Source organism: Streptomyces sp. NBC_01429 (assembly GCF_036231945.1).
Classification (GTDB): Bacteria; Actinomycetota; Actinomycetes; order Streptomycetales; family Streptomycetaceae; genus Streptomyces.
In genome coordinates, this window is sequence record NZ_CP109599.1 from 6753945 (window position 1) to 6766743 (window position 12799).

11 protein-coding genes are annotated in these 12799 nt (G+C 72.8%); 8 read left to right on the top strand and 3 right to left on the bottom strand.

The genetic code is table 11. From position 1 onward, the window contains the following. Nucleotides 1-49: 49 nt before the first annotated feature. The 4 genes from OG627_RS29855 (at nt 50) to OG627_RS29870 (ending at nt 4342) form a co-directional block, all read left to right on the top strand. Nucleotides 50-1099 carry a sugar-binding transcriptional regulator gene (locus OG627_RS29855; RefSeq protein WP_329070348.1) on the top strand — a complete coding sequence of 350 codons (1050 nt, stop codon included), beginning with the start codon at nt 50-52 and terminating at the stop codon, nt 1097-1099. Nucleotides 1100-1253: 154 nt separating this feature from the next. Then, entirely contained in the window at nt 1254-2696 is a 1443-nt protein-coding gene (locus tag OG627_RS29860) for a GuaB1 family IMP dehydrogenase-related protein (protein ID WP_329070350.1), read from the top strand. Between the two features lie 205 nt (nt 2697-2901). Continuing rightward, nucleotides 2902-3777, top strand: coding sequence for an RNA polymerase sigma factor SigF (locus OG627_RS29865; protein ID WP_443073560.1), 876 nt, complete (start codon nt 2902-2904; stop codon nt 3775-3777). A 109-nt stretch (nt 3778-3886) separates the two neighbouring features. After that, nucleotides 3887-4342, top strand: coding sequence for an Lrp/AsnC family transcriptional regulator (locus OG627_RS29870; protein ID WP_329070352.1), 456 nt, complete (start codon nt 3887-3889; stop codon nt 4340-4342). 25 nt (nt 4343-4367) lie between these two features. Here OG627_RS29870 and OG627_RS29875 read toward each other — a convergent pair whose 3' ends face one another. Then, complete coding sequence (locus tag OG627_RS29875; protein WP_329070354.1) at nt 4368-4841, bottom strand: nuclear transport factor 2 family protein; 474 nt, start codon at nt 4839-4841, stop codon at nt 4368-4370. Between the two features lie 126 nt (nt 4842-4967). Between OG627_RS29875 and OG627_RS29880 the strand changes: the two genes are divergently transcribed. The 4 genes from OG627_RS29880 to OG627_RS29895 all read left to right on the top strand — a co-directional run bounded on the left by OG627_RS29880 (nt 4968) and on the right by OG627_RS29895 (nt 9929). Next, nucleotides 4968-5807, top strand: a complete 840-nt coding sequence (locus OG627_RS29880) for a helix-turn-helix transcriptional regulator (protein WP_329070356.1) — start codon at nt 4968-4970, stop codon at nt 5805-5807. A gap of 157 nt (nt 5808-5964) precedes the next feature. Further along, nucleotides 5965-6762: a carbon-nitrogen hydrolase family protein gene (locus tag OG627_RS29885; protein WP_329070357.1), complete on the top strand. Its 798-nt coding sequence runs from the start codon at nt 5965-5967 to the stop codon at nt 6760-6762. A 36-nt stretch (nt 6763-6798) separates the two neighbouring features. Next, nucleotides 6799-8523, top strand: a complete 1725-nt coding sequence (locus tag OG627_RS29890; protein WP_443073561.1) for a flavin monoamine oxidase family protein — start codon at nt 6799-6801, stop codon at nt 8521-8523. Nucleotides 8524-8705: 182 nt separating this feature from the next. Further along, entirely contained in the window at nt 8706-9929 is a 1224-nt protein-coding gene (locus OG627_RS29895) for a glycoside hydrolase family 6 protein (RefSeq protein WP_329070358.1), read from the top strand. A gap of 28 nt (nt 9930-9957) precedes the next feature. Here the strand turns inward: OG627_RS29895 and OG627_RS29900 are convergent, their stop codons facing one another. Together OG627_RS29900 and OG627_RS29905 are read right to left on the bottom strand one after the other, a co-directional pair. Further along, nucleotides 9958-11334 (bottom strand): uracil-xanthine permease family protein, encoded by a 1377-nt coding sequence (locus tag OG627_RS29900; protein WP_329073088.1) that lies wholly within the window; start codon nt 11332-11334, stop codon nt 9958-9960. Between the two features lie 117 nt (nt 11335-11451). Continuing rightward, on the bottom strand, nt 11452-12675 hold the full coding sequence (locus tag OG627_RS29905; protein WP_329070359.1) for an MFS transporter: 1224 nt from the start codon (nt 12673-12675) through the stop codon (nt 11452-11454). Nucleotides 12676-12799: the final 124 nt, after the last annotated feature.

Sequence of the window (12799 nt, forward strand, 5' to 3'; positions counted from 1 at the left end):
GCCGATCGAGGACCGCTGGATCTGACAGGATGAACAGCGAGTCCAGAGTGTGAACAGAAGTGAGGAGATCGCGGTGCCTGGTATGTCGGCAGGTCGGCCGGGGCTGCGGATGGGACCTGCGGAGCTGGTGCAGGCGGCGGCCATGGCGCGTCGCTTCTATCTGGAGGGCAAGTCCAAGATCCAGATCGCCGAGGAGTTCGGCGTCAGCCGCTTCAAGGTGGCGCGGGTCCTGGAGACGGCCCTGGAGCGCGATCTCGTACGGATCGAGATCCGGGTCCCCGCCGAACTCGACGCCGAGCGCTCCGACGCGCTGCGCGCCCGTTACGGCCTGCGCCACGCGGTGGTCGTCGAATCGCCCGCCGAGGGCGAGGACGAGTCGCCCGACCCGGAGAACCTCGGCGAGGTGGCCGCCGAACTCCTCGGCGAACTGGTGGTCGAGGGCGATGTGCTGGGCCTCGCCTGGGGCCGCTCCACCATCCACATGGCCGCCGCGCTCGACCGGCTGCCGCCCTGCACGGTCGTCCAGCTCACCGGCGTCTACGACGCGGGCACAGCGGAACGCGGTTCCGTCGAGGCGGTACGGCGTGCCGCCCAGGTCTCCGGCGGCGAGGCGCACCCCATCTACGCGCCGATGCTGCTTCCCGACCCGGCCACCGCCGCCGCGCTGCGCGGCCAGACCGGGATCGCGCGCGCCTTCGAGTACTTCGACAAGGTCACCGTCGCGGCCGTCTCCATCGGCTCCTGGGAGCCCGGCATCTCCACGGTCCACGACATGCTCACCGACGAGGAGCGGACGCACTACTCCACGCTCGGCGTCGCCGCCGAGATGTCCGCGCACCTCTTCGACGCCGAGGGGCGGCTCGTCGGCCGCGATCTGGGCGAGCGGTGCATCACGGTCGAGGCCGACCGGCTGCGCCGTATCCCCGAGGTCGTGGCGATCGCGGGCGGGCTGCGCAAGGCCGAGGCGATCGGCGCCGTCCTGCGGTCGGGGCTGGTGACCAGTCTGGTCACGGACACCGCGGCGGCCGACTTCCTGCTGACGGAGTTCACCCCCGCGCCCAAGCCCGCCCTGGAGCGCGCGGACCCCGACGCCGCGTGACGGTCCGGTCCTGGCGGATCGTACGAGTCCACCCGCTCCGAGCTGGAGGTTTGCCCGGGGGCGGGTGCGGGGCCCCGCGTGGGACAATCGAGTACGTGCGTTTTCCCCGGCTCCACCGACCGGGGCAACTCCGATCGACTGGGATGTTCTGCACGTGCGTTTCCTCAATGACCAGCAGCCGTCGTACGACCTGACGTACGACGACGTCTTCATGGTGCCGAGCCGGTCCGCCGTGGGCTCCCGCCAGGCGGTGGACCTCTCCGCCCAGGACGGCACCGGCACCACCATCCCCCTCGTCGTCGCGAACATGACCGCGATCGCCGGCCGCCGGATGGCCGAGACCGTCGCCCGGCGCGGCGGTCTCGTCGTCATCCCGCAGGACATCCCGATCGAGGTCGTCACCGACGTCATCTCCTGGGTCAAGACGCGCCACCTGGTGCTCGACACCCCGATCGTGCTGGCCCCCCTCCAGACCGTGGGGGACGCGCTGTCCCTGCTGCCCAAGCGGGCGCACGGCGCGGGCGTCGTGGTCGACGGCGAGAACCGGCCGGTCGGGATCGTCACCGAGCACGACCTGAGCGGGGTCGACCGCTTCACCCAGCTCTCCGAGGTCATGTCGAAGGACCTGGTGCTGATCGCGGCGGACATGGACCCGGGCGAGGCGTTCCACACCCTCGACAACGCCAACCGCAAGCTCGCCCCCGCGGTCGACGCCGACGGCCGGCTGGTCGGCATCCTCACCCGTAAGGGCGCCCTGCGCGCCACCCTCTACACGCCCGCCACCGACGCCGCGGGCAAGCTGCGCGTCGCCGCCGCCGTCGGCGTCAACGGCGATGTCGCCGGCAAGGCGGCGCAGCTGCTCGACGCGGGCGTCGACACGCTCGTCGTCGACACGGCCCACGGCCACCAGGAGTCGATGATCGCCGCGGTCGGGGCGGTGCGCGCGCTCGACCCGAAGGTGCCGGTCGTCGCGGGCAACATCGTCTCCGCCCAGGGCGTCCGCGATCTGATCGAGGCCGGCGCGGACATCGTCAAGGTCGGGGTCGGCCCCGGCGCCATGTGCACCACCCGCATGATGACCGGCGTGGGCCGGCCGCAGTTCTCCGCCGTCCTGGAGTGCGCCGCCGAGGCCCGCAAGCACGGCAAGCACGTCTGGGCCGACGGCGGCGTCCGTCACCCGCGCGATGTCGCCATGGCGCTCGCCGCGGGCGCCTCGAACGTCATGATCGGCTCCTGGTTCGCCGGTACGTACGAGTCCCCGGGCGACCTCCAGCAGTCCTCCGACGGCCGGCTCTACAAGGAGTCCTTCGGCATGGCCTCGGCCCGCGCCGTCCGCAACCGTACGAGCGAGGAGTCCGCCTACGACCGGGCGCGCAAGGCGCTGTTCGAGGAGGGCATCTCCACCTCGCGGATGTTCCTCGACCCGGCCCGCCCCGGCGTCGAGGACCTGATCGACTCGATCATCGCGGGCGTGCGCTCCTCCTGCACCTACGCGGGCGCCAACTCCGTCGAGGAGTTCACCGAGAAGGCCGTCGTCGGCGTCCAGAGCGCCGCCGGATACGCCGAGGGCAAGCCGCTGCACGCCAGTTGGAGCTAGGGGCTTTCGTTTGGATCCGGCCTGATCCAAAAGAAAGCCCCTGGATCCGCCGCGTACCGGACCGGGCCCTCGCGTCACGCGGCGGCCCGGTCCGGCATATACCGATCCCCGCTGAACGGGCATGAGCGCGCCGGGACGGGGTACACGCGCCCTGCGCCGCCAACGGCGCACCGGCAGGCGGAGCAGCGGAGCAGGGGAGGCCGAAGTGTCCACGGCGAATACGGTCACGACCGGACGCACGGGGTACGGAAGCCGCCCGGGGGCCGAGGCGGCCGACCTGAGGCTTCCCCACGTCCCCTGCCCGGCCGAAGTGGCACCCCGGGACGCCCGGGAGCTGTCGAAACTCTTCTTCGCCCGGCTGACCCGGCTGGAGGAGGGCACGCGCGAGCACAGCTACGTGCGCAACACCCTGATCGAGCTGAACCTCGCGCTCGTGCGCTACGCCGCCACCCGCTTCCGGCACCGCGCCGACCAGATGGACGACATCGTCCAGGTCGGCACCATCGGCCTGATCAAGGCGATCGACCGCTTCGAACTCAGCCGGGAGGTGGAGTTCGCGACCTTCGCCGTCCCGTACGTCGTCGGGGAGATCAAGCGGTTCTTCCGGGACACCAGCTGGGCCGTGCACGTGCCCCGCAGGCTCCAGGAGCTCCGCCTCGACCTGGCCAAGGCCACCGACGAGCTGTCCCAGCGCCTCGACCGCGCGCCCACCACCGCCCAGCTCGCGCACCACCTCGGGCTGGACGAGGAGGAGATCATCGAGGGCATCGTCGCGAGCAACGGCTACACGGCGGGATCGATCGACATCCCCGCCGACGACACGTCGGACTCGCCGCCCCCGCTCGCCGACCGGCTGGGCGCGCCCGACGCGGCGCTGGAGGCGGTCGAGGACGTCCAGTCGCTGAAGCCGCTCCTCGCGGCGCTGAGCGACAGGGAGCGGCGCATCGTGCGGATGCGGTTCGGCGACGAGATGACGCAGGCCGAGATCGGAGCCGAACTCGGCGTCTCCCAGATGCAGGTGTCGCGCCTGCTGAGCCGCATCACCGGCCAGCTGCGGGCGGGCCTGCTGGCCGCCGCGTAGCCGGGACGCGGCGGCGGCCGGGCGCGTGGTCTACTTCGGATGACGGCAGCACGGGCCCCCGGCCCGCGCCGTCCCCGACCGGTCACCGCGCAGAAAAGAACCACCAGCCGTGCGACTCAACGATCTCGACGAACGCATCGTCCACGCCCTCGCCGAGGACGCCCGCCGCACCTACGCCGACATCGGCTCCCGTATCGGCCTGTCCGCGCCCGCCGTGAAGCGGCGCGTCGACCGGCTGCGCGCGGCGGGGGCGATCACCGGCTTCACCGTACGGGTCGATCCGGCGGCGCTGGGCTGGCGGACCGAGGGGTTCATCGAGATCCACTGCGGCCGCAACACCTCGCCCGAGGTCATCCACCGGAGCCTCGAACGGATGCCGGAGGTGGTGGCGGCCTCCACCGTCACCGGGGAAGCGGACGCGATCGCGCAGGTCTTCGCCGCCGACATGCGCCACTTCGAGCAGGTGCTCGAACGCATCGCGGGCGAGCCGTATGTGGAGCGCACCAAGTCGGTGCTCGTCCTCTCCCCGCTGCTGCGCCGCTCCTCCCCGGGCGCCCCGCGTTGACCACGCGGGGCACGGCCCCGGGCGGCTACTCGAACGCCCGCGCAGGGTCCTCGCCCCGGGTCCACAGCACCCCGAGCCTCTGCCGGGTCAGCAGCCACCCCTCGGGGCCCCTGCGGAACTCCCAGTCGTAGGGGCCTCCCATCGAGTACGGCGCGGACGTCCCGCCGGGTCCGGTGACGGCGACGAACCACATGTAGCCGACGCCGGTCGCCCGGTCGCCCGCCACGTCGAACGCCATGTTCAGGATGTGGTGCTGCATGCCCGGGTACGGGGATTCCGCCGCGACCACCCGGTCCCGTACCGCCGCCCTCCCGCGGATCTCCTCCCAGGGCCCGAACTCCAGCACGGCGTCCGGCGCCCAGCACTCGATCCAGGTGTCCCAGTCCTTGCGGTCCAGCGCCCTCCAGCCGTGGATCATGAGCGCGCGCAGGGCCTCCTTGTCCTCCAGGTCGCGCAGGCGTCGCGTCAGTCGCTCGTACTCGTCGGTGGTGACGGTCATGTCGGCCCGGTCCTTCCGTCGGTGTCCGACGAAGTCTGGGCGGGCCGGGAGGGCGCGGCCACGACGGGCTGTGCCCGGGCATGGCACACCCAGGCACGGCCGGGCGGCAGCGCCTAGCCTGGCCGGATGACCGGTAACGACCTCGGGGACTTCCTGCGCGCCCACCGCGCGCGTCTGCTGCCCGGCGAGGTGGGACTGGTGTCCTACGGGCACCGGCGCGTGGCGGGCCTGCGGCGGGAGGAGGTGGCCGTCCTGGCCGGGATGAACGCCGACTACTACGCCCGCCTGGAACAGGGGCGCGAGTCCAGCCCCTCTGCGCAGGTCCTCGACGCGATCAGCGCCGCACTGCGCATGGACGACGAGGCCCGCGACCACCTGTACCGGCTGGCGGACGCCGTGCCCGCCGGCCTGCGGGCGCACCCCCGGGAGACCGTCGGCCCGACGCTGCGCCTGCTGCTGGACGGCTACCGGCACACCCCGGCGTTCGTCCTCAACCCGGCCCTGGACCTCCTGGCGGCCAATCCGGCGGCCGACGCGCTGTTCTCCCCGTTCGACAGCGCGGACAACCTCGCCCGGATGATCTTCCTGGACCCGGCGGGCCGGCGCTTCTACGCACAGTGGCACCGGGCCGCCGAGGCCGCGGTGGCCAATCTGCGCCAGAGCACCGGCCTCGTCCCGCACTACCCCCGCCTGCGGGAGGTCGTCAGGACGCTTGCCGCGGCGAGTGAGGAGTTCGCCGTCCTCTGGGCGGCGCAGACCGTCCAAGGGAAGAGCCACGACGACGCCAAGGAACTCGTCCACCCCGAGGTCGGGCCGCTGTCGCTGACCTACGAGACCTTCGACGTACGGGGAGCGCGCGGCCAGCAACTGGTGATCTACCACGCGCGGCCGGCGAGCCCCACCGCCCAGGCCCTCACCCTGCTGGGCACCCTCGACGCCACCCGCCGCAGCGTCCCCCGGCAATGAATCGCCGCAGGGCGGGGTGAAGACGCAACGGATCGATGCCCGATGCGCAACAGGCGTGCCTTGTCGGCTGAGCGGGCCGGACCGTACGGTCAGTGCATTGCCCCCCAGCCCGTCCCGGTGGCCCCGGCCGCCCCCTTCGTCACGCCCGAGGTCAGCCATGCCGCCCCTGCGCACCGCCCTGCTCCAGAGTTCCGGCCGCCCCGGTTCGGTGGCCGCGAATCTGGAGGTTCTGGAGGCGGCGGCCGAGCGCGCCTCGGCGGCCGGGGCCGGGCTGCTGGTGTGCCCCGAGATGTTCCTGACCGGGTACGCCATCGCCGACGCGGTCCCCCGGCTGGCCGAGCCGGCCGACGGCCCGGGGGCCGGGGCCGTCGCCGCGATCGCGGTACGGCACGGACTCGGGGTGCTCTACGGCTACCCCGAGCGGGCCGGAGAGCTGATCTTCAACGCCGCGCAGCTGATCGGACCCGACGGGGAGCGGCTCGCGAACTACCGCAAGACCCATCTCTTCGGCTGTTTCGAGCGCGCGTGGTTCACCCCGGGGGAGCACGCCGTCGTCCAGGCCGAACTGGCGGGGCTGCGGCTGGGGATCATGATCTGCTACGACGTGGAGTTCCCGGAGAACGTACGGGCCCACGCCCTCGCCGGCACCGATCTGCTGCTCGTGCCCACCGCGCAGATGCACCCCTTCCAGTTCGTCGCCGAATCCGTGGTGCCGGTCCGGGCGTTCGAGAACCAGATGTACGTGGCGTATGTGAACAGGACCGGCCCGGAAGGCGAGTTCGAGTTCGTCGGGCTGAGCTGTCTGGCCGCGCCCGACGGCGCGACCCGGGTGCGCGCTGGGCGCGGGGAGGAACTGGTCATCGGTGAGGTCGACCCGGCGCTGCTGAGCGCCTCGCGCGCGGCCAACCCGTACCTCCAGGACCGCCGCCCCGGGCTGTACGGCTCCCTCGTCTGACCCCGCACTGTTCTTCCCGCAAGGAGTCCGCACCCCATGACGTCCACATCGCCCGCCTCCGGCCACCGCCCCCGGCCGGAGGCCGGCCCCGGCGAGCTGCCGCCCATCACCATGGTCGGCCCCGACTTCCCCTACCCGTACGACGACTTCCTCGCCCACCCCGCCGGGCTCGGCCAGATCCCCGCGACCGAGCACGGCGCCGAGGTCGCCGTCATCGGCGGCGGGCTCTCCGGGATGATCACCGCGTACGAGCTGATGAAGATGGGCCTCAAGCCGGTGGTGTACGAGGCGGACCGGATCGGCGGCCGGCTCCGTACGGTCGGCTTCGACGGGTGCGATCCCGAACTGACCGCCGAGATGGGCGCGATGCGCTTCCCGCCCTCCTCCACCGCCCTCCAGCACTACATCGATCTGGTGGGTCTGCGCACCCGGCCGTTCCCCAACCCGCTGGCCCCGGACACGCCGTCGACCGTCATCGACCTGAAGGGCACCTCCCACTACGCCAGGACCGCCGACGACCTGCCGCAGGTCTTCCGCGATGTCATGGACGCCTGGAACACCTGTCTCGAAGAGGGCGCCGACTTCTCCGACATGAACCGGGCGCTGCGCGAGCGCGACGTCCCGCGCGTCCGGGAGATCTGGGCGCGGCTGGTCGAGAAGCTCGACGACCAGACCTTCTACGGCTTCCTCTGCGACTCGCCCGCCTTCGCGTCCTTCCGCCACCGGGAGATCTTCGGCCAGGTCGGCTTCGGCACCGGCGGCTGGGACACCGACTTCCCGCACTCCATCCTGGAGATCCTGCGGGTGGTCTACACGGAGGCCGACGACCACCACCGCTCCATCGTCGGCGGCAGCGGACAGCTTCCGCTGCGGCTGTGGGAGCGCGAGCCGGGCAAGATCACCCACTGGCCCGCCGGTACCTCGCTCTCCTCACTGCACGGCGGCGCTCCCCGGCCCGCCGTCACCCGGCTGCACCGCACCGCCGGCGACCGGATCACCGTCACCGACGCCTCGGGCGCCATCCGCACCTACCGCGCGGCGGTCTTCACCGCGCAGTCCTGGCTGCTGCTCTCCCGGATCGCCTGTGACGACACGCTCTTCCCGATCGACCACTGGACGGCGATGGAGCGCACCCACTACATGGAGTCGTCCAAGCTGTTCGTCCCCGTCGACCGGCCGTTCTGGCTGGACGAGTCCGTGGACGACCGGGGTGAGCCGACGGGACGCGACGTCATGTCGATGACGCTCACCGACCGGATGACGCGCGGCACCTACCTGCTGGACAACGGCCCCGGCCGGCCCGCCGTCATCTGTCTCTCGTACACCTGGTGCGACGACAGCCTCAAATGGCTTCCGCTCTCCGCCGAGGAGCGGATGGAGGTCATGCTGAACTCGCTGGGCGAGATCTATCCGAAGGTCGACATCCGCCGCCATGTCATCGGCAGCCCGGTGACCGTTTCCTGGGAGAACGAGCCCTGGTTCATGGGCGCCTTCAAGGCGAACCTGCCCGGCCACTACCGCTATCAGCGGCGCCTGTTCACCCACTTCATGCAGGACCGGCTGCCCGCCGACAAGCGCGGGATCTTCCTCGCCGGGGACGACATCTCGTGGACGGCGGGCTGGGCCGAGGGCGCCGTGCAGACCGCGCTCAACGCGGTGTGGGGCGTGATGCGCCACTTCGGCGGCGCCACCGACCCCACCAACCCGGGGCCCGGCGATCTGTTCGACGCGCTCGCGCCGGTCGAACTCCCCGAGGACTGAGACGCCGCCCGGTGGATCGGGTGCCGGTACGCCAGATGTCTACGGCGGTCGGCGCTCGTGGTGGAACCCGGCCCTTCGGACGGGCCGCCGGTACGGTTCCGGGCCCCTCGGGCGGATCGCCGGCCGTAGGCTCGCGCGGGTGCCGCCCCGTCGGGGCGCGGTGTGCGAGGGGGGAAGCCGGCGTGGCGGGAACGCGTGCTCGGCGCCGTACGGAACGGCTCGAACGGCGGCGTGCGGTCCGCCGCCACGCCATGGCCGTCGTGGTCTCGGTGGTGGTGGCGGCCGGTACGGTCAGCGGGATGATGTCCGCGTCCGGCGGTCCGCCGGAGCGGGACACGGCCGGGCCCGAGGTGAGGCGTTCGCCGGGGCCGCTGCCCGCGATCCCGTCGCCCGTCGCCTCCCGGCCGGCGCCGACGGATCCGGCCCCGCCCGTACCCTCCCCGGCGCTCTCCTCGGCGTCGGCCCCGGCGCCCGTCGCGCCCGCGCCGCCCCCGGCTCCGTCCCCGTCCCGTACGGCGGCGCCCGCCGCGCGTACCGAGCCGGCGGCGGCGCCGCTCTACCGCCACCCCGACTCCCAGGTGCTCGACTGGGTGGCCGGGCACCGCGACGACCCCCGGCGGCCGCTGATCGAGTCGCGGATCGCGGCGCGGCCCGCCGCCGTCTGGTTCCCCGCGTACAACCCGGGTGCCGTCACCGGCGAGGTCCGCTCCGTGACGGCCGGGGCCGCCGCGGCCGGTCGGGTGCCCGTGCTGGTGCCGTACGCGATCCCCGACCGGGACTGCGGGGGCGCCTCCCAGGGCGGGGCGCCCGATCTCGACGCGTACGACGACTGGATACGGGACTTCGCGGCCGGTCTGGAGGAGGGGCCGGCGATCGTGATCCTCGAACCCGACTCGGTGGCGCTCTCCGACTGTCTGGACGCGCCGGAGCGCGCCGCGCGGTACGCGTCCCTGGCCCGCGCCGGGCGGACGATCCACGCCGCCGCCCCCGGGGCGAAGGTCTACTTCGACGCGGGCCACTCCGGCTGGCATCCGGCCGGGAAGCAGGCGGCCCTGCTGCGCGCGGCGGGAGCCGCCGGCAGCGGTGACGGCATCTTCACCAACGTCTCCAACTTCCACCGCACCGCCGACGAGGCGGACTACGCCCGCCGGGTGCTCGCCGCGCTCGACGGCCCGGCCCGGCTCGGCGCCGTCATCGACACCAGCCGCAACGGCAACGGGGCCCCGCCGGACGGACAGTGGTGCGATCCGGCGGGCCGGGCGCTCGGGCGGGCCCCGACGACGGAGACGGGCGAGGCGCGGATCGACGCCTACCTCTGGGTGAAGCTGCCGGGGGAGTCGGACGGCTGCCGGGGCACGGCGGGCTCGTTCACCCCCGAGTACGCCTACCGGCTGGCGAAGGGGTGAGGAGCGGTGCGGGGCAACGGGCGCGCGGTCACTCGTCCTTGTCGTAGGCCGAGGTCCCGGAGTCCAGCAGCGGCGCCTGCTCCTTGAGGTGCGGGGGCGCGAAGGCGCGCAGCACGTGATAGCCGGTGATCACCACGATCGTGCCGAGGGCGATCCCGCCGATCTCGAAGTTGTCGGTGATCCGCAGGCTCACCCCGCCGACCCCGATGATGATCCCGGCGGCCGTCGGCACCAGATTGAGCGGATTGCGCAGATCCACCCCGGCGTTGGTCCAGATCTGCGCGCCGAGCAGCCCGATCATGCCGTACAGGATGACGGTGATCCCGCCGAGCACCCCGCCGGGGATCGCGGCGACGACCGCGCCGAACTTGGGGCAGAGCCCGAAGAGCAGGGCGAAACCGGCGGCGGCCCAGTAGGCGGCGGTCGAGTAGACGCGGGTGGCGGCCATGACGCCGATGTTCTCGGAGTACGTGGTGTTGGGCGGCCCGCCCACGGCGGTGGAGAGCATCGAGGCGGCGCCGTCGGCGGCGATCGCCGTGCCCAGCTCGTCGTCGAGGGGGTCGCCGGTCATCTCGCCGACGGCCTTCACATGCCCGGCGTTCTCCGCGATCAGCGCGATGACGACCGGCAGCGCGACGAGGATCGCGGACCATTCGAAGCTCGGCGCGTGGAAATCGGGCAGCCCGATCCAGTCGGCCCCGCCGACGCCCGACAGATCGAGCCGCCAGTGGTCCACCGCCTCCGCGCCCCCGGCGGTGGAGTGGATCCGGCCGAAGACGCGGTCGAACAGCCAGGAGACGCCGTACCCGAAGACCAGTCCGAGGAAGATCGCGATCCGGGACCAGAAGCCGCGCAGACAGACCACGGCGAGCCCGGTGAAGACCATCACCAGCAGCGCCGTCCACTGGTCCTGCGGCCAGTACGTGGCGGCCGTCACCGGCGCCAGGTTGAAGCCGATCAGCATGACGACCGCGCCGGTCACCACCGGCGGCATCGCGGCGTGGATGATCCGGGCGCCGAAGCGCCGGACCGTGAGCCCCACCAGGAAGAGCACGGCGCCGACGACCAGGATCGCGCCGGTGACGGTGGCGCTGTCGCCGCCCGAGGCCCGGATGGCGGCGGCCACGCCGACGAACGAGAGCGAGCAGCCCAGATAGCTGGGCACCCGGCCCCGGGTCGCCAGCAGGAAGATCACCGTCGCGACGCCGGACATCATGATCGCGAGGTTGGGATCCAGGCCCATCAGTACCGGCGCGACGAAGGACGCGCCGAACATCGCCACGACGTGCTGTGCGCCGAGCCCCGCCGTACGGGGCCAGGAGAGCCGCTCGTCGGGGCGCACGACGGCGCCCGGGGCGGGCGTGCGCCCGTCTCCGTGCAGGGTCCAGCGCACGCCGAGATTCATGAGGGGCTCCACGTCAGTCATGGCCGAAAAAGATCAGCTCATATTAGTCGCGGTTCGGCCGCGGTCCTCCCGGCCGCCGGACACCCTCCGTTCCGGCGGCCGGGCCGTCCGCCGCGGTCAGTCGCCCGCCGGACTCACTTCCACGCCGCCGCCCGAAGGAGCCTGCGCGCCCGCTGCCTTCGCACGGCCGGGACGCAGCACCCCGGCGCCCGCCACCAGACCGCAGGCGAGCAGGGTCACCAGCCCGAAGGACGCCACCAGCGAGGTCGCGTCGGCGACCGCGCCGATCGCGGAGGGCGCGATCAGCCCGGAGGTGTACGTGATGGTGGCCACGCCCGCGATGGCCTGGCTCGGATTCGGTCCGGAGCGCGCCGCCGCCGCGAAGGCGAGCGGTACGACCGCGGCGACCCCGAGCCCGAGCAGTCCGAAGCCGCCCATGGCGACCACCGGATGCGGGGCCACGACGACGAGCACCCCGCCGGTAGCCGCCAGCACCCCGCCCGTCCGCACGGTCCGAACGGCGCCGAACCGGTCGACCACCTTGTCGCCCGCGAGCCGCGCGACGGCCATCATGAGCGCGAAGGCCGTGGTCGAGGCGGCGGCGACGCCCGGCGAGGTGTCCAGGATGTCCCGGAGATAGACGGCCGACCAGTCCAGGCTCGCGCCCTCGGCGAAGACCGCGCAGAACCCGACGGCGCCGATGATCAGCGCGGACCTCGGCGGCAGCGCGAACCGGGGCGGCGGCTCCTCGTCGGCCGCGGGGCGCACGTTCAGCACGCCCTGGCAGGCGGCGGCGCCGAGCAGCGTGAGGGTGAGCGCGGCGAGCAGATGGTGCAGCCGGGCGTCGGCGCCGAGATGCGCCGCGACGGCGCCGGCCGCCGAGCCGATCAGCGCGCCCGCGCTCCACATGCCGTGCAGGCTGGAGATGATCGACTTGCCGAGCCGGGACTCGGTCTCCAGCCCGATGGCGTTCATCGCCACGTCCGACATGCCCGAGGTGGCGCCGAACACGAACAGCGCCGCGCACAGCGTGACCAGATTCGGCGCGAGGGACGGCAGGATCAGCGCCAGCGTCCACAGCCCGAGCAGTCCGCGCAGCGCGGTCCTGCCCCCGAAGCGGTGGCTGATCGCACCCGCCAGCGGCATCGCGGTCACCGAGCCGATCGCGGGGAAGGCGAGCGCGAACCCGAGCTGTCCCGCGCTGAGTCCGGCGTGGTCCTGGATCCAGGGGACCCGGGTGGCGAAACTGCCGGTGACCGCGCCGTGCACACAGAAGACGGCGGCGATGGCGATCCTGGCCCGCCGCAACCGCTCTTTGTCGTAGACCACTTCAGCCGACATCTCCGTCTTGTCCCTTCAGGCGGTGCGCCGACCTCCGGCGCCGCAGTAAACTATCAGGAAGCCTGCCTGATAAATAGGGCGTCTCATGCGGAGTCCGGCGCCGGTGTCCGCCCGGTCCCCGCCC

What these genes read in the sequence shown, in the direction of transcription:
- OG627_RS29875 (WP_329070354.1), bottom strand. Translation starts at nt 4,841, where the DNA reads ATGACCGTCACCACCGACGAGTACGAGCGACTGACGCGACGCCTGCGC.
- OG627_RS29880 (WP_329070356.1), top strand. Translation starts at nt 4,968, where the DNA reads ATGACCGGTAACGACCTCGGGGACTTCCTGCGCGCCCACCGCGCGCGT.
- OG627_RS29885 (WP_329070357.1), top strand. Translation starts at nt 5,965, where the DNA reads ATGCCGCCCCTGCGCACCGCCCTGCTCCAGAGTTCCGGCCGCCCCGGT.
- OG627_RS29890 (WP_443073561.1), top strand. Translation starts at nt 6,799, where the DNA reads ATGACGTCCACATCGCCCGCCTCCGGCCACCGCCCCCGGCCGGAGGCC.
- OG627_RS29900 (WP_329073088.1), bottom strand. Translation starts at nt 11,334, where the DNA reads ATGAATCTCGGCGTGCGCTGGACCCTGCACGGAGACGGGCGCACGCCC.
- OG627_RS29905 (WP_329070359.1), bottom strand. Translation starts at nt 12,675, where the DNA reads ATGTCGGCTGAAGTGGTCTACGACAAAGAGCGGTTGCGGCGGGCCAGG.